The following is a 26,793-nucleotide window of genomic DNA, read 5'->3' on the forward strand; positions in this document are numbered from 1 at the left end:
ATGGCGACAAAATTTCCCAAATTTAGCCAAGATTTAGCGAGCGACCCAACAACACGCAGAGTTTGGTATGCGATCGCAACGGCTCATGATTTTGAAAGCCATGATGGGATGACGGAGGAAAATCTCTATCAACGGATTTTTGCGTCCCATTTTGGTCATTTAGCGATTATTTTTTTGTGGGCTTCGGGAATTCTGTTCCATGTTGCTTGGCAGGGCAATTATGAACAATGGATTCAAGACCCTCTCCACACCCGTCCCATTGCCCATGCTATCTGGGATGCTCAATTTGGACCGGGAGCAATTGCTGCCTATACCCAAGCAGGTGCGAAAAACCCTGTAGATATCTGCTATTCTGGGGTCTATCACTGGTGGTATACCATTGGTCTGCGTACCAATAATGAACTGTATACCGGCGCACTTTTTTTGGTGATTTTGGCGGCGATCGCTCTGTTTGCCGGTTGGTTACATTTACAACCTAAGTTCCGTCCGAGTTTGTCCTGGTTCAAGAATGCAGAATCCAGATTAAATCACCATTTGGCGGGATTATTTGGAGTCAGTTCCCTCGCTTGGGCTGGTCATTTAATACACGTAGCCATCCCCGAATCTCGTGGCATCCATGTGGGTTGGAATAATTTTCTGGCGACTCCACCCCATCCAGCCGGTTTATGGGCTTTCTTTACCGGAAATTGGGCTGCCTATGCGCAAAATCCCGATACGGCAAATCATGTATTTAACAGTTCTCAAGGTGCAGGAACAGCAATTCTCACCTTTCTGGGTGGATTCCATCCCCAGACCAATTCCCTCTGGTTGACGGATATGGCCCATCACCACTTAGCCATTGGGGTGATATTCATTATTGCGGGTCATATGTACCGTACAAATTGGAATCTCGGTCACAATATCAAAGAGATGATGGACTCGAAAACCTTCTTTGGGAGACGGGTAGAAGGACCATTTAATTTACCCCACCAAGGACTGTACGAAACCATCAACAATTCACTCCATTTTCAGTTGTCTTTGGCTTTGGCTTGTTTAGGTGTGGCTAGTTCCCTAACGGCACAACACATGTATTCCATGCCACCCTACGCTTTCCTTTCCCAAGACTTCACCACAATGGCCACATTGTACACCCACCATCAGTACATTGCCGGATTTTTGATGGTGGGAGCCTTTTCCCATGCGGCAATTTTCTGGATTAAGGATTATGACCCAGAGCAGAACAAAGGTAACGTACTAGACCGGGTTCTCAAACATAAGGAAGCAATTATTTCCCATTTGAGTTGGGTATCCCTATTTTTAGGTTTCCATACCCTGGGACTGTACGTTCACAATGATGTGGAAGTGGCCTTTGGTGCAGCAGACAAGCAGATATTGATTGAACCGGTATTTGCCCAATTCATTCAAGCCACCCACGGAAAAATGTTATACGGGTTCAATACCCTGCTTTCCAATCCCGACAGTATCGCTTCCACCGCATGGCCAAACCACGCCAATGTGTGGCTACCGGGATGGTTAGATGCCATCAACAACGGTACAAATTCCCTATTTTTGACCATTGGACCGGGTGACTTTTTTGTTCACCATGCGATCGCGCTGGGGTTACATGTGACGACTTTAATCCTGGTTAAGGGTGCGTTAGACGCTCGTGGTTCCAAATTAATGCCAGATAAAAAAGACTTTGGCTATGCTTTCCCCTGTGATGGTCCAGGACGGGGTGGAACCTGTGATATATCTGCTTGGGATTGTTCCTATTTAGCAATGTTTTGGATGCTGAATACATTAGGTTGGATTACCTTTTATTGGCATTGGAAACATCTTTGTATTTGGCAAGGAAATGTGGCCATGTTCAATGAAAATTCCACCTATTTAATGGGTTGGTTCCGAGATTATTTGTGGGCTAATTCTGCTCAGTTAATTAATGGTTATAACCCTTATGGTACAAGTAATTTAGCTGTTTGGGCATGGATGTTTCTATTTGGACATTTAGCCTGGGCTGTGAGTTTTATGTTCCTGATTACTTGGCGGGGTTATTGGCAAGAACTAATAGAAACTTTAGCATGGGCCCATGAAAAAACACCCCTTTCCTTTGGTTATTGGCGAGATAAACCTGTAGCTCTATCAATTGTTCAAGCTCGTTTAGTTGGTTTGACCCACTTTACCGTTGGTTATATCGCCACCTATGGAGCCTTTTTAATTGCCTCTACCGCCGGAAAGTTTGGTTAACAAAGTTTGGGGAAGAATGTCAGTATCGACAGGATGAAAGGAAGTGAAAAAGGCTCTGCAAATTATCTTTAATTTACTTCTATCTTCTGTTGACTGTATTCTTCCTAGCCAAGATTTCGACCTCCTCTCTTGCCTTTGTTTTCGGCAAGAGACTTTCTTTTCAAATCAATTTACGTCAATATAACTTTGGGAGAATTATAGTAATATGTCCGATGCGATCGCAGCCACAAATCAAAAAATGTTAAGTCCCGCCAAAATTGAATATGAAGTTGAAAATGACCAAATTAAACCCTTTCAAGGGGACCCCTCCCTGGGAAATTTATCTACACCAATCAATGACTCTAATTTAGCTAGGGCTTTTATTCGCAATTTACCCGCTTACCGTCCAGGGTTAACACCCTTCATGCGAGGATTAGAAATTGGTATGGCTCATGGTTATTTTTTGGTCGGACCAGAAGTAGTCGTTGGTCCACTACGAGAAACAGCCCACGGAGCAAATTTAAGTGGTTTAATCACAGCAATATATATAGCAGTATCTGCTTGTTTAGGTATTTCCATTTTTGCTATCACTACCTTTCAAGGCAATCCCAGGGGTGCTTATAATTATTATTCCCAAGACCAACTTAGACCATTGAGAACTCGTGAGGAGTGGAGTCAACTTAATGGAGGAATATTTATTGGTGCAATGGGTGGTGCTATTTTTGCCTATTTATTATTGGAAAACTTTGATGCTTTAGATGCAATTTTAAGAGGTGCTGTAAATGTTGGTTAAAATCAGTTTTTGTCAGATTTAATTGACAGCATAATTAAAAAGAATACGGTTGTCAGGAGACAGGAGAAAAGGTGGTTTGGGACAAACCCTTAATCTAAATAACGAACCTTTTGAAAAACAGCAATCTGCTGTATTGATTCAGCAACAATAAACCAAACTGTAAATATTTCCAATGGAGAAAATACTTATGGCAGATATGACACAATTAACCGGTGAATATAGTGCATCCTGGCTACCTTGGATTATGATTCCCCTGGTTTTTTATATTTTGCCCTTCCCCATTTTTGCCCTGGTGTTTCTTTGGATTGAAAAGGAGCAGTGATTGATTATATTTTTAACATTTAATCGATAACAATTATCGGATGGTGGATAATGCTGAAATTAGCTTTACTCACCATTCACTATTATCAATATCAAATCTGTATTTCTCACTATTTCCTGCAAGTCTTAGGGATTTGCTGCAAATCCGGGAAAGGTGGTTTAAATCTAAAAATAAAAGAGATTATTAGTTTTTTGATAATTGCGAATAAATACTGCATTTTCAATTTCTAATTTTGATAATATATTTTCCGATTGCATTTGACTTGCTGGTGGATAAATTGGTCGATACCAGGGTTGCTGATTAAAATAGGCTTGGATTCCCGGTGTTTTAAAGCGAAAACCACGACGTGCATAAATTGAGTTACGCATAATATCTAATGTAAATGCGTCTTTACCGATTAAATCACTTTGATTAACCCGTCGCTCAGATAACCATGAATAATCAGTATCCGTATTAGTATTAGTATTAGTATTAGTATCAATACCAGTATTTGTAGCTGGGGGTTGATTATTTAGTTCTGGGGAAGTAGAAGTATCTGGAGTTTGATTGTTTATTTCTGGGGAAGTTTTAGTAACTGGAGTGGAAATGATTGATGGGTTATTCAAATTAGTTGAATTGTTAGTTGGTTGATTATTATTTTGATTACTAACTTGATTATTGGATTTACTTTCTGGTGATATTTGCTGATTTTCTAATAGCTGGGAAGGTTGGGGGTTAACCTGAGACTTGGATTGGTTAGAATTGACGGCAGATGGAGATAAATTTGTTGTCACCTCGGTTGATTTTGGTGGAGAATTTGAACTGGCGATCGCAAAACCTATTGCCACTGAAACCACAACTAATCCACCTACCATTAAACCTTTTTTAATGCTAGAATCTTGAGGCTGTATACGGGGGGATATATTATTTGCCGGACTTGCTGTGATGGTTTTTAAAACTTGATTTTGGGAATTTTCACTAGCGACAGTTTGATTGGCATCAACAACATACTGAGTCGGTGCAACTGTCGGTACACTACTAATTAAAGCTGCTTGCATTGCTTGGGCAGAGGAAAATCGATCACGGGGATGATAGGCTATACTTTTATTTAAAATTGCCACAAATTCTGGATGCAAATGGGGAGCAAACTCTTGCCAAATTATTTCTCCCGTCTGTGGATCTGTTGCTAACTCCTGGGGGATTTTTCCCGTCAACAAATAAATTGCTGTCATTCCTAAACTATATAAATCACTGGAATAAATTGGTCTCCCCGCAGCCTGTTCACTAGGCATATATCCAGGAGTTCCAATCACAATTGAACTGGTTGGATTTCCTTGGGAATTGACAACTGTTCCCATTGATTCTCGCACCGCACCAAAGTCAATTAAAACTGGTTTACCATCTTGTTTGCGCAAAATAATATTATCAGGTTTAATATCACGATGGATAATATGTTGTTGATGAACATACTCAAGTACTGGTAATATTTGAACTAATATTTCTCGCACTTGATCCTCATTTAAAATACCCTGGTCACGCACTAATTTTGACAGCGTCACCCCTTCAATCCATTCTTGAACTAGATAAAATTGCCCATCCGATTCAAAATAAGCATATAAATTGGGTATTTGCTCATTTTTGCCACCTAATTCCTCTAGGATAGCTGCTTCACGTCCAAATCGCTCTTGAACAAGCTGGTAAATTTGCGGATTATTAGTAATCGGTTTAAGTAATTTTACGACACAGCGTCTCCGGGAAGGCATTTGGGTATCCTCCGCGAGAAAAGTATCCCCAAATCCCCCACCACCAAGGGTTTGAATTACGCGATAACGACTATTTAATAGCATTTTTCTGAGAATTTTGTCAGTTAAAAATAAGTATAGTCATTTGGAGATAGAGAGTGGCAAGTGACAACGGATTTTTTCTTGATGCCCTATTTCCCTTCTCTTCCAATCTAGGTGTTTTAAGTAAGTCGGCGTTAAAAAATCCATGTATGCCCGAAGCGAGTGGAACGCAGTGAAAGGAAGCAATCTCAAGGTTTTGAGTATTATCTACAATCCGTTACACATTAGGTTTATTTGCGACGACTTACATAGAACTGCTAGTATTATAGTGCAAGTTACAAAATTGACATTGTTAAATCCGGAAAAGTTTCAGGAGAATTTTTGCCAGTGACTCGTCAATTTTTCAACTGTTCAAACTTTTACACTTGTTACCTACCAAGTCTGGTTGAAAATTTAATTTTCTTTTAATCATGAATAATACTATCGGAATCCACTTTGATTTTTAAAATCATCTGTGCGGGTAGGGATTAGGAAAAAACTTTTTCAGTATCCGGAGTTTTTAAGCACAAGTTTAGACTACAAGAACAGACATCAAATATGAATCATCCTGTCTGATTGATGAAAAAATAAGTAGGATGCTGTAATGGAAAGTTACAATGCACAAAAGACTGAAACAGAATGGGTTACGATATACGCTTTGACAAATCAAAAATGTTAAATTTTTCCTATTGTCGTCACTCTGGGCAAAATATCACTATTACCAAAATGAAACAGAGTATTCTCTCTTATCTCCATCATTACCAGATATTAAAATATATTGAAAAATCTCTCCATCACTAAAAATAATGTGTAGAAAATAATAAGAATGCAATCATGAGTCAATATTATTGCAATGTGGTGAGAACAAGTTTTTACTGTGTCCAATGATGCATTTTAAGCAAAAAATAAATGAAATTTTGATTTCATTTATAACCATAGTTAATAATATTGATTTGCTGTGAGATAGCACAAATTCAACGGACTTTGTATGCAACAAGTTCCTATTTCCCTAATCACCTTAATCGCTGGAGTTTTGATTGGTGCGGTAAGTCTTTGGACTGGTCAACAAACCGAAGTGCTTTTTCCCGTACAAGCCTCAGAACAAGCTCCGCTAGTGGACAACTTTTATAGTATTATGCTGACAATTGGCACAGCTTTACTGCTAATTGTCCAAGGTGCTATTGTAATTTCCCTATTCAAATTCCGTCGTCGTCGAGGAGATAATGGTGATGGTTTACCAATTGAGGGTAATTTTGCCTTAGAGGTATTTTGGACTGCGATACCAGCTTTAATCGTGATTGCTTTAGGTATTTACAGTGTGGATATTTTTCAGCAAATGGGTGGTTTCAGTGCAGGTCAAAGTAATCACCTTGCTTACCACTCCAATCATGCGATCGCAGCGACCCTAACACCTGATAGAAATCAAAAACTGGACAAAATCGGTTTAGGTGGTAATTCAAACCATTCCCATAAACCTGTAGATTTGGAAGTGAATGTTACAGGAATGCAATTTGCGTGGATTTTTAATTATCCAGATGCGGAAATCACTTCCGGAGATTTGCATGTACCCATCGGTGCAGATGTGAAGTTGAATCTAGTTGCAACAGATGTAATTCATTCCTTTTGGATTCCCCAATTTCGGATTAAACAGGATGTTATTCCCGGACAACCTACCGAATTAAGATTTGTCGCAACGAAAACTGGCACATATCCAGTTGTCTGTGCAGAATTATGTGGTGGATATCATGGTTCTATGCGCACTCAAGTAATTGTGCATACTCCGGAAGAATTCCAAGATTGGCTGACAACTAATCAAGTTGCAGAAAATAATTCATCTTCAGTTGATATTTGATAGCTCACAAGTAAGTCATCTACGAAGATTAATCTAAACCCGGATTTGGAGCAAACTCCTGAAACTTTCAGTGAGTCGGGAGTAGTAGGAAAATAAATCCATTACTCAAGCTTTATTACTCCCTTGTCTGAAATACAGGTAACGTGAGTAAATCTATCAACTCAACACAGAAGCCGAGTTTTGATGATAAATATCTGTGCAACAAGACAAATGTGATCAACCCGAAATCTCACTTCTCTAATTTTAGGTTACTTGAACTGGCGTTAATCCAAAATCCATAGACGCACGTAGTGCGGATCAACCGAAGAGTAATCCAAAATCTAAAATCCCATGACTGTAGACATACCAAAACCTTTTGATAGACATGTGGCTTCCCATGGGGAAACACCTCTGACTTCTCCTCCTGCTTGGAAATTCAAAGATTATTTTACCTTTAATACCGACCATAAAGTCATTGGTATTCAGTACCTAGTTACAGCCTTTGCCTTTTATTTAATTGGTGGATTAATGGCAGTGGCAATGCGCACTGAATTATCGACACCGGATGCTGATTTACTCAATCCGAATATCTATAATGCCTTTATGACCAATCATGGCACTATCATGATTTTCTTATGGATTGTACCTAGTGCCATCGGCGGATTTGGGAATTACTTGATACCCTTAATGATTGGCGCACGGGATATGGCATTTCCCAAACTCAATGCGATCGCATTTTGGTTAAATCCTCCTGCTGGTTTGTTGTTAATGTTGAGTTTTCTGTTTGGTGGTTCCCAATCTGGATGGACTGCGTATCCTCCTTTATCCTTAATTACTGCACCGACAGCTCAGTCGATGTGGATTTTGGCAATTGTGTTGGTGGGAACTTCTTCCATTTTGGGTTCGGTTAATTTTGTTGTCACTATCCTGAAAATGAAGGTTCCCAGTATGCGCTGGGATCAGTTACCGTTGTTTTGTTGGGCATTATTAACTACTTCGGTACTAGCTTTGGTATCTACTCCTGTGCTTGCTGCGGGTTTGGTGTTGCTATTATTTGACCTGAATTTTGGGACATCATTTTTCAAACCGGAAGGTGGGGGAAACGTGGTGATTTATCAACACCTATTTTGGTTTTATTCCCATCCGGCAGTATATTTAATGATTTTGCCAATATTTGGGATTATGTCCGAAGTTATTCCCGTTCACGCTCGGAAACCGATTTTTGGTTATAAAGCGATCGCCTATTCCAGTTTAGCAATTTGTTTGGTCGGTTTATTCGTTTGGGTTCACCACATGTTCACCAGTGGTACACCCGGTTGGATGCGGATGTTTTTCACGATTTCGACTTTAATTGTTGCTGTTCCCACTGGTGTCAAAATGTTCAGTTGGTTAGCAACCTTGTGGGGAGGTAAAATTCGCTTCACCAGTGCAATGCTGTTTGCAATTGGTTTACTGTCGATGTTTGTTCTCGGTGGAATTAGCGGTGTGACCCTGGGGACTGCACCTTTTGATTTACATGTTCATGATACCTATTATGTTGTTGCCCATTTTCACTATGTTTTGTATGGTGGTTCAGTGTTTGGTATTTACGCAGGAATTTACCATTGGTTCCCCAAGGTCTCTGGACGGATGATGAATGAAACTCTGGGACAAATTCATTTTCTCTTGACTTTTGTGGGTACACACTTGACATTTCTACCCATGCATGAATTAGGACTGCAAGGAATGCCACGTCGTGTTGCCATGTATGACCCCCAGTTTACCTACCTAAATCAGCTTTGTACCTATGGTGCGTGGTTATTGGCAATTTCAGTGATTCCCTTTGTGTGGAATATCTGGATCAGTTGGCATAAAGGAACAACTGCTGGTGATAATCCCTGGGAAGCTCTCACCTTGGAATGGACAACAAGTTCACCTCCATTGATTGAAAATTGGCAAGTTTTACCAACCGTATCCCACGGTCCCTATGATTACGGGATGTCTAACCAGGAAATCTACGATGTAGTTGCAGAGTAGTATTCAGCAATCCCTCGGTTTAGAAGTCGGGTTTTTAGGATAAATCTTTGTATTCACAGATAATCTTGATAAACCAATACAGTTCAGTTAGGCTGAAAAACCTGATTCTTGCGTAGTTTGGGTTGAAGAATGTAGATCCTTCGCGTCTTCCCGAAGGATAATCCAACATTTTCGCAGATTTGTTGGGTTAGTTTGCGTCTACGCAAAACCTCAACCCAACCTCCATTTATCCTTAACTGAACCGTATCACTTGATAAACAACTCGACTTCTGTAAATTAATCCAAAATCTAAAATCCAAAATCCGCTCATGGCTGTAGCAACTTCCCATTCCCAACACCACGAACAACATCCCGACCTACGAGTTTGGGGGTTATTAACCTTTTTGGTTTCCGAGTCGTTAATGTTTGGTGGCTTTTTTGCTGCCTATTTGTTTTATCGTGGTATTACTAGACACTGGCCGCCCTTCGGTACAGATGTGGAATTATTTTTACCGACAATCAACACAATTATTCTGGTCAGCAGCAGTTTTGTGATTCACTGGGGTGATGTGGCGATTAAGCGTAATAATATTTGTGCCATGCGCTTCTGGTATGTTGTCACAGCGATTATGGGTGCAATATTCCTCGTCGGACAGGTATATGAATATATGCACCTAGGTTACGGACTGACCAAGAATATCTTTGCCAACTGTTTTTACTTAATGACCGGATTTCATGGTTTACACGTATTTATCGGCTTGTTATTAATTTTGGGTGTATTGTGGCGATCGCGTCGTGTGGATCATTATTCGGCTGATCAACATACCGGTGTGACAATGGCAGAAATTTATTGGCACTTTGTTGATATTATCTGGATTGTTTTGTTCTCGTTATTGTATATTTTGACCAGGTTTTAGAGGGTGTCTGTGAAGTCGGGGAGGTAAAAAGCTGTGTGGATGCTCCTCCCACTTGATTGCCATTCTGTTACGCTTGAATAGGTATTTTGGGTTATTGATCAAATTTTTTCAACCGTAACCCATCAAAAAATCAGTATGTTATGAACGACACACGGTCAAAAAGTGACGGGACGTAGCATTTTGTAGAGATGTAGCGTTGCTACGTCTCGACTGGTAAAATCACTAATTTTAGGGATATTTACCGATGGCGCACCATATTCTCAAAGCAACGAAAGAAACAGTCCATTTAGGTGGTTTTTCCCATCTACTCACACCAGCACTAACGATAGACTCTGGAGATACTATCGATGTGGAAACCTACACCGGATTTTATGTTTGGGAACAAGCACCATCGGCATTTCTGACACCAGAATTAATTGATATTTGTCAAAATCTGCCGAAATCAAGGAAAATTTCCACTGGACCCCATTTATTAACAGGACCAATTTATATCCGTGATGCGAAACCTGGGGATGTTTTAGAAATATATCTACAAGAAATCACTCCCCGTCTTCCCGTTGGTTTTAATTTGATTCGCAGTGGTTGGGGTGTATTACCAGAAAAATTTTCCCAACCAGCTTTACGATTTATTGATTTAGATTTACCCAATAATATTGCCGAGTTTCCTCCCCAATCTGGGGTGAAAATTCCTCTACGACCTTTTTTTGGTATTCTTGGAGTCGCGACCCCTGAAACTAATCGTTCTTCTATTCCACCAGGTAATTATGGCGGTAACATGGATAATCGGGAATTATTACCTGGAACACGGGTTTATTTACCAATTTATGTCCCCGGTGGTTTATTCTCGATTGGAGACGGACATGCTGCTCAAGGTGATGGAGAAGTTGACGTGACTGCGATTGAAACCTCCATGAATGGACTGATTCAGTTGACTTTACGTCCCGATTTACAACTTACCACACCTATCGCTGAATCTCCTACAGATATTATGACAATGGGGTTTGGGGAAAGTTTAGACGATGCTTTACAAAATGCTTTAGAAAATATGATTGGGTTTTTGCAAAAGTATGTGAATTTATCAGCAGAAGAAGCCTATGTTTTGTGTAGTTTAGCTGTGAATTTTCGGATTAGCCAGGTAGTGAATACACCACAAAAAGGTGTACATGCAATGTTATCGAAATCTCTGTCACCACAATTGCAGGGGATTTTAGATTTTAGATTTTAGAGGATGTTGTAAAAGTCGATTTTAATACTTAACAAGCTCGTTTTTTGGGGGTAGAGAAAAGGAAATCGGGAGAGACGCGACATGTCGCATCTGTTTATAACGATAAATTACTATCTTCAATAATTGGTTGATAAAATATTTATTGACACTTTCTAAACATTCTCTTCCATTACTTGTATAGGACTTATATTGATTTTTTTTAATCCCAATTACTCCGAAGCTTGTTGTACAACACTTTATTTTTGTACAACACTTTATTTCTCGCTTGTAAATTAGGGAGTGAGGAGTTGGGGGAGTGAGTGGGGAAAACCAATTTCATATCAAATAGAAGCTACGCTACGTACGTCTACGGTTTTTGATGTAATACTATTTCACTAATTTGTTTGATAAATTTTCTTCCCCCACTCCCCCTGCATCCCTACTCTCCTAAATGCATCAATTCCAAAATGAAACGGCATAAGCAGTACATGTGGACTACTCTATACTCGCTTTAAGTTTTAGGGATTTGCTCCAAATCTGGGTATGGGTGTTTTTTATTTCTAATAACCTGTCTTCACAATTATTTCATTTATTTTTGATTACGAATTCCTACGGTCAAACTGGAAAATTTCATTAACTACTGGTTAATTATAGTCTGATTTGATTCTAAAACTCAGTAAAAACCACTATCAATGGTTGATTTATATTGCTAACTGGGTGGAAATATACGTATAAATGTTCGTCAAATGAGACTTACCTGAAATCTGCTAAATTTAATTTTTTGATGAATTATAAGTGGAAACACTTGCAGCTACAGGTAATAACATGTGACGATGAAAACGTTTTTATAGATGAGTTAGTCACAGCTTTTCTATATAAAAAAGAATTACTAACCCGACTCCTAAAACTTGTGAGTAATCACAGTTGCGTTCTCACAACAGCAATAGTGATGAAATAATTCGGGTTATCAGTGGTGTGTCTGCTTTTACACCCACTAACAAGTTTCCCTCAGCTAATCGCAGCGAATCTTCACATTTGATTTGAAGGTTCGCTTTTTCTTTTTCGGTAATATCGGATGTACAAGGCTGCAAATTAATAAATAGGGAGGCAAAAATAAGCCTCCCGTTCTGTGTTCCCAGACTTTGACGGAGAACAGATGTTTGTGTTTTTATCCTCCCATAAACCGACCCATTAGCCATCACAAGCGACAACGAAGCAACAAATGGATTAATAATTAAGTAGGTGGGTAATAAAAATTGTCGTTGAGATCAGGGAGTAGAGACTACCCGTCGGGTCGTCTGTACAGGGAGTAGGGAGAGACGCGATATATCGCGTCTGTACGGGAGTAAGGCTTTGAGGTGGATGAGCAGTTGCGTTGCGGTTTTTATGTTTAATTGCACCTACCCCAGATTTATCACGAGTCAGTTATTAAGTCTTGAGTGACGGATTAATTTTCCTTCTACGGACTATCCCTACTCCCTGTAAGTGTTAGGAAGTTGTGAGAAATGCAGACTACCTACTTACTCATCTCCAGTGATGGATAATCCCTCAACCCAAATCCGGGGACAAACTCCACCGGGTGTTAATTCAGGTTCCTTCTCCACATAAATAATGGATTTCATTAATTCAAAGAAATCCCCCGCAACGGTGGCTGATTCAATGCTAGTTTTTACACCTTTGTTGACAATCCAACCATCGAAGGGTAGAGAAAATGACCCTTGGAGAGCTTTGACACCTGCATGAAGAGCTTGTAAATCATCAATAAATACGACATTTTCTGCTGTTTCCAAGCTTAATTCCTCTGCTGCTGGTTGACCGGGATAAACATGGAAAAAGTTGGGACTAACGCTGACCTTTGCTCCGATACTAGCATGTCCTGTGGGTTGGGCATTCATCCTTTTGGCTGTTCCTGCACTATGAATAAATCCCGTTAAAACCCCATTTTCGATAATCGAGACTCTTCGTGTTGGTGTTCCTTCCCCATCGAAGGTTTCCACACCTACGTTGGCTGGATGCAGTGCATCATCGCTCACAGATAATAATGGTGAGGCAATTTGTTTGCCAATGTCATCGGCTTTTGACAAACTTTGTTGGTCAAGGATATTTTGAGCGTTGAAAAAGTTAGAAAATGCTGACAATAAACTTAAAAATGCGTCCGCAGAGAAAACAACCCGGTATTTCCCAGATTTAATTTTTTCGTAGTTAAGATGACTAATGGTTTTTTCCGTAGCTTCTTGGATACAACCATGAATATCTAACTTCTGCAAACCGTGACTAATGCGAAAAGCTCCAGCACTGCGGGGTTTTTTGCCTTCTTCTTCGGTTTTTGTATACAAATACACCGAGGCTAGGGAGCAGGATTCGGTTCGCATTGCTCCCTCACTATTGAGATAGAAGCGGTCAATATCCCTCTGGGAAAGATTATTATAGGGCACACCTGCGATCGCGGGGTGAGCTGCAAGGAGTTGTTTTTCTGCACTGACTAGATTCTCAATTAATTGGGGAACGGGTGCTTGGGGAAGTTTATCTGGGACGGTTGCGCTAATGGGTTGGGTGGCTTCGGGACTAAAATCGGGTACATTTTCTTTGACACCGAAAAAACTGGCATCGTAGGCGGTTTTCATCGCCATTTCCAACCCTTTCAAATCCACGTCGGTGGTACTGGTGACACCCAGGGTATTTTTCTCATTCCAAACCCGTACCGTCACCCCGGAAAGATTGGAGGATTTAACTTGTTTGGGTTCGCCTCGGTCAACTTGGACACTGGTAGAATCCACAATAGAACCATAGATATCAAACTTTTTGATACCCAATTTACTAGCACTTTCCTGTGCTGCTGCTGCGATTTCTTGAATATTGGCCATCGATCGATTTAGGATTTTGGATTTAGGATTTTGGATTTAGGATTTAGGATTTTGGATTTGATCAGCTAAAACTCGCATAAATCACATAACTACTTGATCTGCTGTTGACGGCTGTCGGGTACTGTCATTCATCAAAAGTAGTGAATATATAACTTAAATGCGTAATAGCTGACCAACTTGAAAAAAAATGTGACAGATGAATCCTGTAAAGTGGGTCATGGGAGACTTCCCCTAACAGTCATGAAAGAAACTAAAAAGTGAGGTCTGTGGATAACGCAATCGAACAGTTGTTGATTGCTCGAAAAGCTTACCCCAACAGAAGTTTCTTTGAAGACGGCATATATTACGTCTTTGATTCTCCACCTGTCATGTTTCGGTGAGTCGAGTTACCGTCCCCCCACGGTGATGGAATCAACTTTAATATGGGGTTGACCGACTGTGGTATAAATACTGCCACTGACAGAACCGCAAAATCCCGGAGCTAGGGCTAAATCTTGGGAACACATGGATATTTTATTCATGATTTCCTTGGCTTCACCAATTAAAATCGCACCTTTAAGGGGTTTAGTGATTTTGCCGTTTTCGATTAAATAGGCTTCATCCACACCAAAGTTAAATTGTCCGGTCGCACCCACACTACCACCGCCCATTTTTTTACAATAAATTCCCTTATCTACGGAGGCGAATAAATCGTCCACACTGTACTCACCAGGGGCAATGTAGGTGTTGCGCATTCTACTTGCTGCCGCGAATGTGAAGTTTTGGCGACGACCGCTACCGGTGCGGGGATGACCGGTGCGCATCGAACCAGCCCGGTCTGCGAGGAAGTTTTTCAGGATACCTTTTTCAATCAGTAATGTCCGTTGGGCAGGCATTCCTTCATCATCCATGTCAATGGTTCCGAAGGCGTTATCGGTACGTCCCTCATCCCAAGCAGTTAAACTTTCGTGGGCGATTTTTTGGCCTTTTTTGTCAATAAAGGGGGTGGTTTGACGTTCGATTTGGGTGGTTTCGAGTAAGTGTCCGCAGGCTTCATGGAAAATTACACCACCGAAATGGTTGGCCATAATGATGGGATATGTGCCGGATTCGACATAATCGGCATATAACATTTTGCCCGCAGTTTCGGCAATATGGGCGGCGGCATCCGTATAATCCCAGGTTTTAAGGAAATTGGGGTCGCTAGTATTACCAGCCCGTTCACCAATGGAAGCACGATTTGCACCATCAGCACATAGTAAATTAAAACCGACGGATTGGGTGAGACGGATATCTCTAGCAAAAGTCCCATCACTGGCTGCAACCATCACTTCTTGCCAATCTCGGAAATAGGTTGCGCGTCGGGATTGGACATGGCTTGCTTGTTTTTGCAGTTGGGTATTACCTTCAAGGAGAACCTCACCCATTTCGCTAATGGTGCTGCACAGGGGAAGCCACGCATCTTTTCCTCGTTTAGTGGCATAGTCACGTAGTAATTCTAAATTGATTTCCGGGATAAATGCGCTCGGTGCGGGAAGTTGTAAACCCATGATTCCCAGGGCTTTTTCCAGGGCGTTTTTTAAGCCAGCAAAGGAAATATCATTAGTACAGACATAGCAGTCAGCCTGACCCAAAAATACCCGTACCCCTGCACCCGTACTCATCCGAGGTGTAATACTGGTAATTGCGTCATCCTCTGCCAGACAACTAATGTAATTAGTTCTCTCAAGAAAAAATTCCACCAAATCCGCACCCGCAGCGCGTCCTAAACCGAGAAGGGTCGATAAGGGAGCTTCCCAGGTTTCATCAAACCGCTCCGTGGTGGCAGAATATTGCAGCGTCGGCAATTGTTGGGAAATAATCAGTGAATTTGTCAGCATTACCTATCCTCGTGCGATCGCATTTACAGCGCATTATAAATATCTATACTCCAATTGGGTTTAGTGTAACAAATACAGTTAGTTCTTGACTGAAGAGTGGGTAGCCTCCTTGATTTGTTACCCCCATTGAGAGTAAATTCCTAAAATTAATAGAGGGACTAGCCTAGATGTACTGCTTATACCGTTTTATTTTGGAATTGATGCATTTAGGAGAGCAGGGAAAGAAAATGTATCAAACAAATTAGTAAAACGGTATTAAACCAAAAACCGTAGACGTGTGTAGTGTAACTTCTCTTTGAGATGAAAGTGACTTTTCCCACAACCTGCGGATACGCGCAGGGTTATTCCCGCATTTCTCACAAAACCCTAAAACTCATGGGGAATAGTCCGTGACGGGAGTAGAAGGAAAATCAATCCGTTACCAGGCTTACAACTTACTCGTGAGAAATCCAGGTATCGTATAGGTGTTTTGCACAGCTTCTCTTTCAGAAGACAAAAGGCTACACATCTACACTACTCCCGTACAGATGCGATATATCGCGTCTCTCCCTATTCCCTGTGGATTTGAGGTGATATTACTTAACTGCGATCGCTAATTTCCTGGAAATGGCTAAGATTTAAATATCAAAAATCACGGGTATAGGAATATGGAAATGCAAAGCGGATTGGTGTTAATGGTGGGTGCGACTGGTGGAGTGGGACAATTGGTGACAGCTAAGTTGCTGGAGAGGAATATTCCGGTACGAGTGTTGACACGTAATCTGGATAAGGCTGAACAAATGTTTGCGGGGAAAGCGGAATGTGTTGTTGGGGATATACGCGATTGCAATTCTCTGGTTTCGGTAATTGAGGGTGTCAGATCGATTATTTGTTGTGCAGGGACAACGGCTTTTCCTTCAAAGCGTTGGGAGTTTGAGTCTTCTTTATCACCTTGGGATTGGCTGGGTGCAATTTTTGACCGGGATAGGTTGATTGAGAAGGCAAAAAATAGCCCGATGAAAGCGGATGGGGAAGGTGTGAAAAATCTGGTTGCAGTTGCACCTAGGGATTTAGAACGGTTTGTGTTTATTTCTTCTGTGGGGGTTCTGCGAAAGGGGGAATTTCCCTTTAGTATTCTCAATAGTTTTGGTGTGTTGGATGCGAAATTAGTTGGTGAACAGGCAATTATGAATTCGGGTTTGGCTTATACAATTATTCGTCCGGGTAGATTAATTGATGGGCCATTTACATCCTATGATTTAAATACTTTATTACGAGCGACTACTGACGGTAAATTAGGTGTGGTTGTTGGTACGGGGGATAAATTAGCTGGTGATACAAGTCGGATTGATTTAGCTACGGCTTGTGTGGAATGTTTGGGAAATGAAAGGGTAAAAAATCAAGTTTTTGAATTGGTGAATAAGGGTGCTAGACCAGCTAATATTGATTGGTCATCTCTGTTTGAATCCATCCCCGCTCAATAAATCTGCATGTCATTATTGCCTCTGTTTCGTTTTCCGGGACTGGTTGTACTTGCGCGATCGCCGAAATTTTGGTTCCTGTGTAGTATCCTGTTTGCTGTTTATTATGGTGGTTGCGGGTTACTGCAAGCTTTTAGTAGTACCTATGTTGTCCAAGATGATGCCCGTGAATATGTATTTTGGATGCAAAGGTTTATAGAACCAGATTTATTTACAAATGATTTAATTGCCGATTATTTCCAATCAATTACCCCCTTAGGATATGCCACACTTTATCAAATTATGGCAGCTATCGGAATCACACCTTTACTATTGAGTAAAATTTTGCCGATTTGTTTAGGAATATTGACTACGATTTACACATTTTGGTTGAGCTTACGGATTTTTCCACTGCCAATTACCGCCTTTATTTCCACCTTAATTCTCAACCAAAGTATCTGGTTTAGTACAGATGTCGCCTCTGCCACCCCCAGGTCATTTGTTTATCCCCTACTACCCGCTTTTTTATATTATTTACTACAAAATTCCCGGCTTGCCATCACCATCATCATGATTTTACAAGCCTTATTTTATCCCCTATTAATATTTCTCTACACCGGCATTTTAATCATTCATTGGCGCAAGCATCTTTTCCCACTTATCCTCATTTTAGGATTAACCGCCATAGTCATGTCACCCTATATAATATCCGCTTCCCAATATGGGCCAATTGTATCTTGGCATCAAGCCCTGCAAATGACCGAACATTGGTTAGGGGGAAGACATCCATTCTTTGATGCCAATATATTTCGATTTTGGTTAATGGGACAACATAGCGGTATTTTACCAGGGGTAATGCCACCCCTAATTTGGATTTCCCTACTATTACCATTTTGTCAACGAAAATCCTTCTTATTCCCAGAAATACGATATTTAAAAAATGCAGATACCCAAATATTAGTTACTATGATAGGGATTGCGATCGCCCTATATTTCGCAGCCCATTTATTTTTCCTCAAATTATTTTTCCCCACCCGCCACACTATCCACCTATTCCGTGTCATCATGGCAATTACCGCCGCAATTGTCCTGACTGTTTTCGGAAAATTCGCCCTATTTAAATATCAAAATCTACCCAAACTTTACTGGCATAAAATTCCCCTATTTCTCCTACTTCTCACCTTTTCCCTTACCCTACTTTTCTATCCTAACTTTTTAAAAACCTATCCCAAAGCCGAATATAAAATTGGTCGTCATCCCCAATTATATGAATTTCTCCAACAACAACCGACCAAAACATTAACAGCCAGCTTAAGTGACGAAGCCGATAACTTACCCACCTTTAGTCACCGACCCATCCTGACAAGCAGAGAACACGCTCTACCCTTTCATCTGGGTTACTATCAACAAATTCGTCAACGCACCAGCGATTTAATCAACGCCCAATATCACCCAACCCTCCAACCAGCCCAAGACTTAATAAAAAAATACCAAATAGATTATTGGTTAATCGAAAAAAACAGCTTTCAACCAGAATACCTAACAAAAAGAACCTGGTTAAACAGCTTTCAACCAGCCTTTAATCAAGCGATTAATTACCTCCAACACCAACAAAAACCAGCCATCACTTCCCACATCAAGCAATGTACAGCATGGCAAAATCAAACCTTCTGGTTACTCAAAACCACATGTATTATTAACGCTTCTTAAGTCCTCAGATGTCGGGCTTTTTGCAGGATTATCCAATACAAAAAAAATACTCATCAAAAACTTGACCTCTCACCTCAACGAGAGATTATCACTTACTAACAGAACTTATGCAAGGACAACGTAAACACCGTCATTACAACAGACGTGTAGCGAATCGACCGTAGTGTTGTGAGGTAGACGCGCAGTGGATCGACTTGCTTACGTAGCAATCCCAAACACCTGATTTCTCATCACAAGTATGTAAGTCCTAACTAGTTCCCATACTCCACGTGGGAACCTGCTCTGCATCGTAAAAAAAAGGGGAAAATCCAAGATATTTCTGCAATTGTGATGGGTGAAGAAAGGCACGTAGTTACGCTTTAGCGCCTTTGTTAAGGGTAAGACAAGGTATGTAGTTTCGCTAGTCTACGACGACCCTGCCGGTACGGCACTTCATATTAACACTTTTTCTGGTCTAGAGCCACTACTAAAAACCCCCCACAACTTATGCGATAGACCACTAGCGAAGAGAGGGGTTGAGGTGAAGTTCACCAACCTGCATAAGTACCTAAACCCTGGAAATATTCTTAATTGAACCCTCACAACCAACCCAATTTCAATCATGGCTACGAAAACAAAAACCGGGTTTACTAACTCCTTCCTTTCCCCTTAAATTAACAATATGGATTAATAGATTAACTGAATATATTCCCTGATTAATTCAATCCCAATTTCATCCTCAAACTGCATTTATACAGTTGAATTTATGTGGAGATAATCATGGATTCAAAATTAAAAATGATACACAATCAACCGAATAAGGAAAAACTCACCCATTTATTCCCACATATTATACATTACAGTATTATCGCCTCCCTTAGCCTATTTTTCTCCAACCAATATGTGAGTGCCAGGGCAAACATTACCCCGTTAACAATCGCACAACAACCCGCAACTAACCAGTCAGATGTAACCCGTGTAGAAGCAGATAAATTAACCCAAGAAGGATTGCAATTATACCAACAAGGAACAGCAGAATCCCTCATTGCAGCCAGACAGAAATGGGAATCAGCCCTAGTTTTGTGGCAGAAATTGGGTGATAAAAAAGCACAAGCAACAATTTTGCTGGGTATTGGTCGAGTCTACTCCAACTTGGGAGAAAAATCATTCAGCCTGAAACACTATCAGCAAGCTTTAAACTTGTATCGTGAAATAGATGATAAAGGTGGAGAAGCGACAGTACTCAACAATATGGGTACAGTTTACTTAAATTTAGGAGAAATACAAAAAGCACTTTCTTTGTTTAATCAGGCTTTAACTCTTCGTCAAGATCAAAGAAGTGAAGCCATTACCCTGCATAATATTGGTCAAGCCTACAATGACTTGGGAGAACCCCAAAAAGCCCTCACATATTACAATCGCGCTCTACTTCTATTCCGTGCAGTTGCAGACAAAGGGATGGAAGCGAATACTCTCAATAGTATTGGTGCAGTTTATTCCTATTTAGGAAATCAACAAACAGCACTGCAATACCTTAACCAAGCTTTACCCCTGCGTCGTGAAGTCAAGGATAAAAGTGGGGAAGCTTCTACTTTGAGTAATATTGGTAAAGTTTATTTCGATTTGGGAGAAAAACAAAGAGCGCTTGACTATTTTCAGCAAGCTTTATCTTTAGGTCAGCTTGTCGGGGATAGGGAGGGACAAGCTACAAGTTTAGGTAATATTGGTTCTGTTTACTCCGATTTAGGAGAAAAACAAAAAGCACTTGACTACCACAATCAAGCTTTATCCCTCAGACGTATTATTGGGGACAGGGTGGGGGAAGCTAATAGCTTGAATAATCTGGGTGCAGTTTACTCTGATTTAGGTGAAAAGCAGAAAGCAATTGAGTTCTATCAACAAGCTTTATCGATATCGCGTCAAGTTAGTGATAGATATTTGGAAGCTACCACCTTAAATAATATTGGTTTTGTCTACTCGGGTTGGGGAGAGAACGAGAAAGCCCTTTCTTTATATAGTCAAGCTCTAGGGATATTCCGTCAAATTGCTCATAAAAGCGGGGAGGTTTCAGTTCTCAACGGTTTAGGTTTAGTTTATTCAGACTTAGGAGAAAATCAAAAGGCACTAGAATTTTATCACCAAGCTTTATCCATATCTCGTCAAATTGTTAATCAAGATTTGCAAGCTACCACTCTCAATAATATTGGTTTAGTCTACTCGAATTTAGGAGAGAAGCAAAAAGCACTTTCCTACTACAACCAAGTTTTACCCATCTTTCGTGCAATTTCTCACAAAGGAGGAGAAGCTAATACCCTGGTTAATATTGGTGCTGTCTACTTGGATTTAGGGGAAGAGCAGAAAGCACTTTCCTACTACAATCAAGCATTACCAGTACTACGTGTAGTTTCCGACAAGGCTAAGGAAGGTAATGCCCTCAATAATATCGGTCTTGTCTATTTTCAGTTAGGGGAAAAGCAAAAAGCGCTCTCTTACTTCAACCAAGCCTTACCTTTACACCGTGAAGTAGGAGACAGGGATGGGGAAGCCATAATCTACTGGAACCTAGCAAACCTGGAACGCAAACAAGGTAATCTCCAAGCATCCCTCCAACACATCGAAACCGCCATCCAAATTATCGAACAACTCCGCGACACCTACACCAACCAAGACCTGAAAACCCGATATTTCGCCACCGTCCAGAATTACTACAAATTCCACATCGACCTGTTGATGGAACTGAACAAGAAAAACCCAGGTAAAAACTACAACGTCCTCGCCCTCAACACCTCTGAACGCTCCCGCGCTCGTATTTTACTGGAACTCCTAGCCCAATCCCAGGTCAAACTCCGTAAAAACACTGACCCCCAACTCCTCGCCCAGGAACAGGAATTACAACTTAAACGCCAAGCCCAGGAAAAAATCCTCGCCGAATTAATCAACCAAAAAAAACCATCCCCGGAAACCATCAAAAAAACCGAGACAGAAATTCAAAATATCATCAATCAACAAAAAAACCTCCAAGCCAAAATCCGCGCTCAAAACCCAGAACGGGACCAAATCACCAACCCCCAACCCCTCACCCTACCGCAAATCCAACAACAACTCGACAAGGACACCGTATTACTCCAATACTCCCTAGGGAAAGACCGCAGCTTTGTATGGTTAATCACCCCCACCTCCATGACCAGCTACGAACTACCCAAGGAAGCAGAAATTAGCAAAATTGCCAGTGATCTGCATCAAAACTTAGGACAATCGGCTGCATCCACCGATTTAGCCATTAATGCTGCTCAAAAACTCAGTCAACTCATCCTTGCACCAGTGCAGGATAAAATCGCGGGTAAACGATTAGTCATCGTCGCCGACGGTATTTTACAACAAATCCCCTTCGCCGCATTACACAACCCATGTAGAGACGTTACATGTCACGTCTCTACAAAAATGACGACCTACCAACCCCTATTCCTCAACCACGAAATCGTGAATTTACCCTCCGCATCAACAATCGCCATCCAACGGCAAAAAACCACTAACCGCAAACCCGCACCCAAAAAACTCGCCATCCTCGCAGACCCGGTATACAGTCACGACGATGAACGTGTCACCGGAAAACCCGCACCCCTTGCACCAGAACTAGAACTGGAACGTTCCGCTCTCAAACGTTCCGCTCAAAGCCTCAATCGTAATGGCTGGAGACGATTACCCTACACAGGAACAGAAGCCCAAGCCATTCTAAAACTCTTCCCACCAACCTCCAGTTTACCAGCCTTTGATTTCGATGCTAACTACAACTGGGCTACCAGTAAAGCCCTGAATCAATACCAAATTATCCACTTTGCCACCCACGGTTTCGTCAATCCCGACCAACCAGAATTATCAGGACTTGTTCTCTCCCTAGTGGACAAAAACGGCAAACAAATCCCCGGTTATCTACGGTTAGCAGACCTGTTTGAACAGGATTACCCCGCAGAATTAATCGTCTTGAGTGCCTGTGAAACTGGACTAGGTAAAAACGTCAGTGGTGAAGGATTGGTGGGGTTGACAAGGGGACTAATGTATGCAGGTGCAGCACGGGTGGCTTTATCCTTGTGGCAGGTGAATGATGAGGGTACATCGGTATTAATGCAGGAGTTTTATAAACAGATGTTGGAGGGGAATTTGACACCACCCCAAGCCTTGCGAGCGGCTCAGAAAAAGCTATGGCAAGAAAGTTCCCAATGGCGTAGTCCCCACTACTGGGCAGCTTTCACGTTGCAGGGGGAATGGCGGTGAATCGTCCGTAGAAACGTAATAACTGGTTCCCAGACTCCGCGTGGGAGCCCACTCAGGGAGGCTCCCGCCTCCCAATCCAGGCAGGAGCCTCCTCCCAACCCTCCCCACCCAGAACATGGGGACGAGGGGGCTGGCTGTAACTGGTTCCCAGGCTTCGCGTGGGAACCCACTCAGGGAGGCTCCCGCCTCCCAACCCTCCCCACCCAGAGCATGGATGGGGACGAGGGGGGGATACTTCTCACCTCGATGATGGTTTACGAATAAATACAAACTTACACAAACCTATTTGGAGAATTAATGATGATTAGGAAAATGAATGTCAAGTCTATCGCCGTTTTAACTGCTGCCCTCCTCAGTGTAATCACTGTGGGCACTTGGTATCGAGTTGATGCTCAGAATACCCAACCTACGACCCAGAAAACCTCTGCACCGAAATATACTAATATCCGAAATGGGAAGGGTTTTCCAATCAAAGGTGGTGGCAATGCTTTTCAACCTCCTAACTTACCCCAGTCGAATAAACCGGATGAGAGTGAAGGAAAACGGGGGATAATCGGTTGGGATGACCGGGTTCCCATGTTGAGTCGGAGGTATCCCTGGTCTGCTATTGGTCGGGTACAGGGTTTTGACCGTCAGGGTAAGGGTTATCACTGTACGGGAACGTTAATCAGTGATGATGTGGTGTTGACTAACGCCCATTGTGTAATTAATCCGGAAACTGGTCAATTTAGTCAAAGGATTCAGTTTTTACCGAATGTGATTAATGGTCAGGTGACAAATCGCGATGATGTTGCGGAGGTGACTGAAGTTGTGTATGGTACGGATTTTTCTGGTAGTGGGTTGGAAAATCAGGTAAATGATTGGGCTTTGTTAAAGTTGGATCAACCGATTGGTTTGAAGTATGGTTATTTAGGTTGGAAGGCTTTACCCAGTTCGACTCTAATTCGGAATCAGGGTAAGTATATTTTTGTGGGTTATTCGGGGGATTTTCCCAATAATAACCGTAAGGGTTATGAGTTTTTTACGGCTGGTCCAGGTTGGACTGCAAGTGTGCAAAATGGTTGCAGTATTGTCCGGGAGGAAAGGGGTGTGTTGTTCCATGATTGTGATACGACGGGGGGTTCTTCCGGAGGTGCAATTATTGCCATAATTGGTGGTCAACCCCGGATTGTGGCTTTGAATAATGCGGAGATTGTAAATCAGCGTACTGGTCAGGGGTTGATTAATTTGGCGGTGAAGATTGACTTTTTGGATCGGCTGTAGGCTGGTAAATAGGTGGGTGGTGAAAATTGTCGTTGAGATCGGGGAGTACAGACGCGATATATCGCGTCTGTAGGGGAGTAAGGCTTTGAGAGGAATGATCGGTTACGTTGCGGTTTTATGTTTAATTGCACCTACCTACTTACTAATCAACCTGTAGCTGAATTTGGTGTTGCACAAATAATGGGGGATTAACTAGATGCTGAAACTATTTATATTATTTATATTGGGTTCAAAGTTATGCAATATTATTCCCCGAATCTGCAACGCTAATTTTTTACTGGTTCCTATGTTCTAGGTGGGAAGTAGTGGGAAAAGTAAAATATTGCAACAATTTGTTGACAGCAGAAAATCAGCAATTAACTATCAATCTAACTAATGAAATTCACTGATTTTCCCTTTAGAGGTGTAAACCCTTCGGGCCAATACCACTATTTTCCTCGATAATCAATCGTATTTGCTGAAAATTTACAGATATTTGCCGTAATTTTGCGTAAAATACAAATATCAAGGTGTATTTGTTGGTGAACCCCAAGGTACTAGTGCTTTGTCCATTTATTTTTATTTACCGCAGTTCGAGCGGGATTTGTGAAATCTTACATGTAGGGTTGTTAACGGTTGACAGTTAACAGTCACCTGTCATCAGTCAACGGCACGCTATTTTTCACTACTTAAATCGGATTGCTATGTTTTTATAGGTGGAAGAAGGGAGCAGGAAAAGAAGGACGCGTTGGAAGTTTTTTACATCAGGTTTTTCAAGTTTTTGACTTTGACATCTACACAAAGTGGGATTCTTCGATGTAGAGTGAATCCCATTAGAAAACATTAATTACACCAATCCTCTTTGGCAGAACTATGGAAAATACTGGTTTTATCAATTTGGCTTCTGGCAGCGATTTTAGTAAAAGCTGGGTTGCGGATAGTCAATCCCATCCCCATCATACCTGTAGCTGGTGGAAATGGTCGTGGTTTGGAATCAGGAAATTTTTACCGATTTTACTCACATTGGCAATTGTGGGGATTGCGGAGCAAACGTTAGCAGCAAAAGTTGGCGATCGCGGTGCGTCCGTTACTAATATTCAAAGATGTCTAAGGCAATTAGGTATTTACAATGGCCCGATTACAGGTTATTTTGGTTCCCAAACGGAAACTGCTGTTCGCCAATTTCAATCTCGCAATGGAATTTCAGCCATTGGTGTAGTCGGTCCCCAAACTTCGCGAGCATTACAATCCCGTTGTCAAGCAGCTGCTCGTCCTCCTGCATCTCCGAGTAATCCTGGTGGGTTGAGGGTTGGTAGTCGAGGTGATGCGGTGTTACGATTGCAGCAAAATCTTCGCCAATTGGGATTTTATACTGGACCCATTACTGGTAACTTTGGTACTCAGACCCAACAAGCGGTAATCAGATTTCAAAGAGCCTATGGAATTACACCCAATGGGGTTGCTGGACCACAAACTTTAGCTACTATCAACCGTTTGATTCTCGCAGAAAGACCGGTACCGATACCCCAACCCCAACCTAATCCTCCAGATTTTGGTGGTCCCTATGAAACCCTCAGACCCGGCGATCGCAATCCGTTTGTGACTAGATTACAAGAAAATTTACGTACTCTGGGCTATTTTAACCAAAATCCTACGGGTTTTTATGGTGATGTCACCCGTGATGCTGTTGCTCGTTTTCAAAGCGATCGCGGTTTACCTTTAACTGGAGTTGCTGACCGCAATACCCTCATTGCAATTGAAGAAGCCATCAGGAATGGGGGAGTATCACCAAGACCCGAATGTTCACCCAATGGTGGCAATGTCTGTCTAGGGGAACGTAGTCAACGGGTTGCATTAATCCAGCAAAGACTATTGCAATGGGGATTTTTCCGGGGTAATGTGGATGGTTTTTATGACCAATCTACCCGTGATGCGATTGTGCAATTCCAACGCTATAGTGGACTTGCTGCTACGGGAATTGTTGATTATCAAACTTGGCAAGCTTTAGGATTAGACAACAGTAACCCTATAGGCAATGTACCCAAAAATAACTACGTTGTCGCGATTCCTATTCGTGCCAATGATACCCTGGAACGGGTACGGCAATTTGTCCCCCAAGCTCAACTAGATAAATCCCGTAGAGGTGATTTTGTCAATGCAGGTGCATTCTCGAATCGCAGTGACGCTGAAAGATTAACACGTCAACTACGCGATCGCGGTTTTGATGCACGGGTTGAGTATATCAACTAGTTCCACTTGAGATTTGAGATCGGGAACCCCTCTTTCCATCTGCCCTATTCTTTTTCAAGTTGGTATTACATTGGCTAACTAACAACTAGTTAACATTTCACTAACAACATAA

Annotated in this window: 15 protein-coding genes; 12 read left to right on the forward strand and 3 right to left on the reverse strand. The window is 41.6% G+C overall.

Annotated features, from left to right (window positions below; translation table 11 throughout):
- From psaB to CDC37_RS04165, 3 genes are all read left to right on the forward strand, one after another.
- Positions 1–2,223 carry a photosystem I core protein PsaB gene (gene psaB, locus CDC37_RS04155; protein WP_096620623.1) on the forward strand — a complete coding sequence of 741 codons (2,223 nt, stop codon included), beginning with the start codon at positions 1–3 and terminating at the stop codon, positions 2,221–2,223.
- 238 nt (positions 2,224–2,461) lie between these two features.
- Positions 2,462–2,995 carry a photosystem I reaction center subunit XI gene (locus CDC37_RS04160; RefSeq protein WP_096625900.1) on the forward strand — a complete coding sequence of 178 codons (534 nt, stop codon included), beginning with the start codon at positions 2,462–2,464 and terminating at the stop codon, positions 2,993–2,995.
- A 187-nt stretch (positions 2,996–3,182) separates the two neighbouring features.
- Entirely contained in the window at positions 3,183–3,317 is a 135-nt protein-coding gene (locus CDC37_RS04165; protein WP_096620624.1) for a photosystem I reaction center subunit VIII, read from the forward strand.
- A 164-nt stretch (positions 3,318–3,481) separates the two neighbouring features.
- Here the strand turns inward: CDC37_RS04165 and CDC37_RS04170 are convergent, their stop codons facing one another.
- Positions 3,482–5,143 (reverse strand): protein kinase domain-containing protein, encoded by a 1,662-nt coding sequence (locus CDC37_RS04170; protein WP_096620625.1) that lies wholly within the window; start codon positions 5,141–5,143, stop codon positions 3,482–3,484.
- A gap of 964 nt (positions 5,144–6,107) precedes the next feature.
- On the opposite strand from CDC37_RS04170, the gene CDC37_RS04175 reads away from it, so the two are divergent.
- The 4 genes from CDC37_RS04175 (at position 6,108) to CDC37_RS04190 (ending at position 11,087) form a co-directional block, all read left to right on the forward strand.
- On the forward strand, positions 6,108–6,971 hold the full coding sequence (locus CDC37_RS04175) for a cytochrome c oxidase subunit II (protein WP_096620626.1): 864 nt from the start codon (positions 6,108–6,110) through the stop codon (positions 6,969–6,971).
- A gap of 330 nt (positions 6,972–7,301) precedes the next feature.
- Positions 7,302–8,966: a cytochrome c oxidase subunit I gene (gene ctaD / locus CDC37_RS04180; RefSeq protein ID WP_096620627.1), complete on the forward strand. Its 1,665-nt coding sequence runs from the start codon at positions 7,302–7,304 to the stop codon at positions 8,964–8,966.
- Between the two features lie 308 nt (positions 8,967–9,274).
- On the forward strand, positions 9,275–9,862 hold the full coding sequence (locus tag CDC37_RS04185) for a cytochrome c oxidase subunit 3 (RefSeq protein ID WP_096620628.1): 588 nt from the start codon (positions 9,275–9,277) through the stop codon (positions 9,860–9,862).
- A gap of 244 nt (positions 9,863–10,106) precedes the next feature.
- Positions 10,107–11,087: an acetamidase/formamidase family protein gene (locus tag CDC37_RS04190; protein ID WP_096620629.1), complete on the forward strand. Its 981-nt coding sequence runs from the start codon at positions 10,107–10,109 to the stop codon at positions 11,085–11,087.
- A gap of 1,499 nt (positions 11,088–12,586) precedes the next feature.
- Here the strand turns inward: CDC37_RS04190 and CDC37_RS04195 are convergent.
- Both CDC37_RS04195 and CDC37_RS04200 read right to left on the reverse strand, forming a co-directional pair.
- Positions 12,587–13,930, reverse strand: coding sequence for a TldD/PmbA family protein (locus CDC37_RS04195; protein WP_096620630.1), 1,344 nt, complete (start codon positions 13,928–13,930; stop codon positions 12,587–12,589).
- 386 nt (positions 13,931–14,316) lie between these two features.
- The gene (locus CDC37_RS04200; protein ID WP_096620631.1) at positions 14,317–15,789 is read right to left on the reverse strand and encodes a TldD/PmbA family protein; all 1,473 of its coding nucleotides are present in this window, start codon (positions 15,787–15,789) and stop codon (positions 14,317–14,319) included.
- A 653-nt stretch (positions 15,790–16,442) separates the two neighbouring features.
- On the opposite strand from CDC37_RS04200, the gene CDC37_RS04205 reads away from it, so the two are divergent.
- The 5 genes from CDC37_RS04205 (at position 16,443) to CDC37_RS04225 (ending at position 26,681) form a co-directional block, all read left to right on the forward strand.
- Entirely contained in the window at positions 16,443–17,252 is an 810-nt protein-coding gene (locus CDC37_RS04205) for an SDR family oxidoreductase (RefSeq protein ID WP_096625902.1), read from the forward strand.
- Between the two features lie 6 nt (positions 17,253–17,258).
- A complete protein-coding gene (locus CDC37_RS04210; protein ID WP_096620632.1) occupies positions 17,259–18,938 on the forward strand; it encodes a hypothetical protein in 1,680 nt (559 codons plus the stop codon).
- 759 nt (positions 18,939–19,697) lie between these two features.
- Positions 19,698–23,189, forward strand: a complete 3,492-nt coding sequence (locus CDC37_RS04215) for a CHAT domain-containing tetratricopeptide repeat protein (protein ID WP_231943216.1) — start codon at positions 19,698–19,700, stop codon at positions 23,187–23,189.
- Between the two features lie 312 nt (positions 23,190–23,501).
- The gene (locus tag CDC37_RS04220) at positions 23,502–24,452 is read left to right on the forward strand and encodes a trypsin-like serine peptidase (protein ID WP_231943217.1); all 951 of its coding nucleotides are present in this window, start codon (positions 23,502–23,504) and stop codon (positions 24,450–24,452) included.
- Between the two features lie 852 nt (positions 24,453–25,304).
- Entirely contained in the window at positions 25,305–26,681 is a 1,377-nt protein-coding gene (locus CDC37_RS04225) for a peptidoglycan-binding protein (protein WP_096620634.1), read from the forward strand.
- The last annotated feature ends 112 nt before the right edge of the window (positions 26,682–26,793 follow it).

This window comes from Calothrix sp. NIES-3974, from assembly GCF_002368395.1.
Taxonomy (GTDB): Bacteria; Cyanobacteriota; Cyanobacteriia; order Cyanobacteriales; family Nostocaceae; genus NIES-3974.

Bases quoted from the DNA above. Each gene is read 5' to 3' on its own strand.
- psaB (WP_096620623.1), top strand. From the start codon at position 1: ATGGCGACAAAATTTCCCAAATTTAGCCAAGATTTAGCGAGCGACCCA.
- CDC37_RS04160 (WP_096625900.1), top strand. From the start codon at position 2,462: ATGTTAAGTCCCGCCAAAATTGAATATGAAGTTGAAAATGACCAAATT.
- CDC37_RS04165 (WP_096620624.1), top strand. From the start codon at position 3,183: ATGGCAGATATGACACAATTAACCGGTGAATATAGTGCATCCTGGCTA.
- CDC37_RS04170 (WP_096620625.1), bottom strand. From the start codon at position 5,143: ATGCTATTAAATAGTCGTTATCGCGTAATTCAAACCCTTGGTGGTGGG.
- CDC37_RS04175 (WP_096620626.1), top strand. From the start codon at position 6,108: ATGCAACAAGTTCCTATTTCCCTAATCACCTTAATCGCTGGAGTTTTG.
- ctaD (WP_096620627.1), top strand. From the start codon at position 7,302: ATGACTGTAGACATACCAAAACCTTTTGATAGACATGTGGCTTCCCAT.
- CDC37_RS04185 (WP_096620628.1), top strand. From the start codon at position 9,275: ATGGCTGTAGCAACTTCCCATTCCCAACACCACGAACAACATCCCGAC.
- CDC37_RS04190 (WP_096620629.1), top strand. From the start codon at position 10,107: ATGGCGCACCATATTCTCAAAGCAACGAAAGAAACAGTCCATTTAGGT.
- CDC37_RS04195 (WP_096620630.1), bottom strand. From the start codon at position 13,930: ATGGCCAATATTCAAGAAATCGCAGCAGCAGCACAGGAAAGTGCTAGT.
- CDC37_RS04200 (WP_096620631.1), bottom strand. From the start codon at position 15,789: ATGCTGACAAATTCACTGATTATTTCCCAACAATTGCCGACGCTGCAA.
- CDC37_RS04205 (WP_096625902.1), top strand. From the start codon at position 16,443: ATGCAAAGCGGATTGGTGTTAATGGTGGGTGCGACTGGTGGAGTGGGA.
- CDC37_RS04210 (WP_096620632.1), top strand. From the start codon at position 17,259: ATGTCATTATTGCCTCTGTTTCGTTTTCCGGGACTGGTTGTACTTGCG.
- CDC37_RS04215 (WP_231943216.1), top strand. From the start codon at position 19,698: ATGGATTCAAAATTAAAAATGATACACAATCAACCGAATAAGGAAAAA.
- CDC37_RS04220 (WP_231943217.1), top strand. From the start codon at position 23,502: ATGAATGTCAAGTCTATCGCCGTTTTAACTGCTGCCCTCCTCAGTGTA.
- CDC37_RS04225 (WP_096620634.1), top strand. From the start codon at position 25,305: ATGGAAAATACTGGTTTTATCAATTTGGCTTCTGGCAGCGATTTTAGT.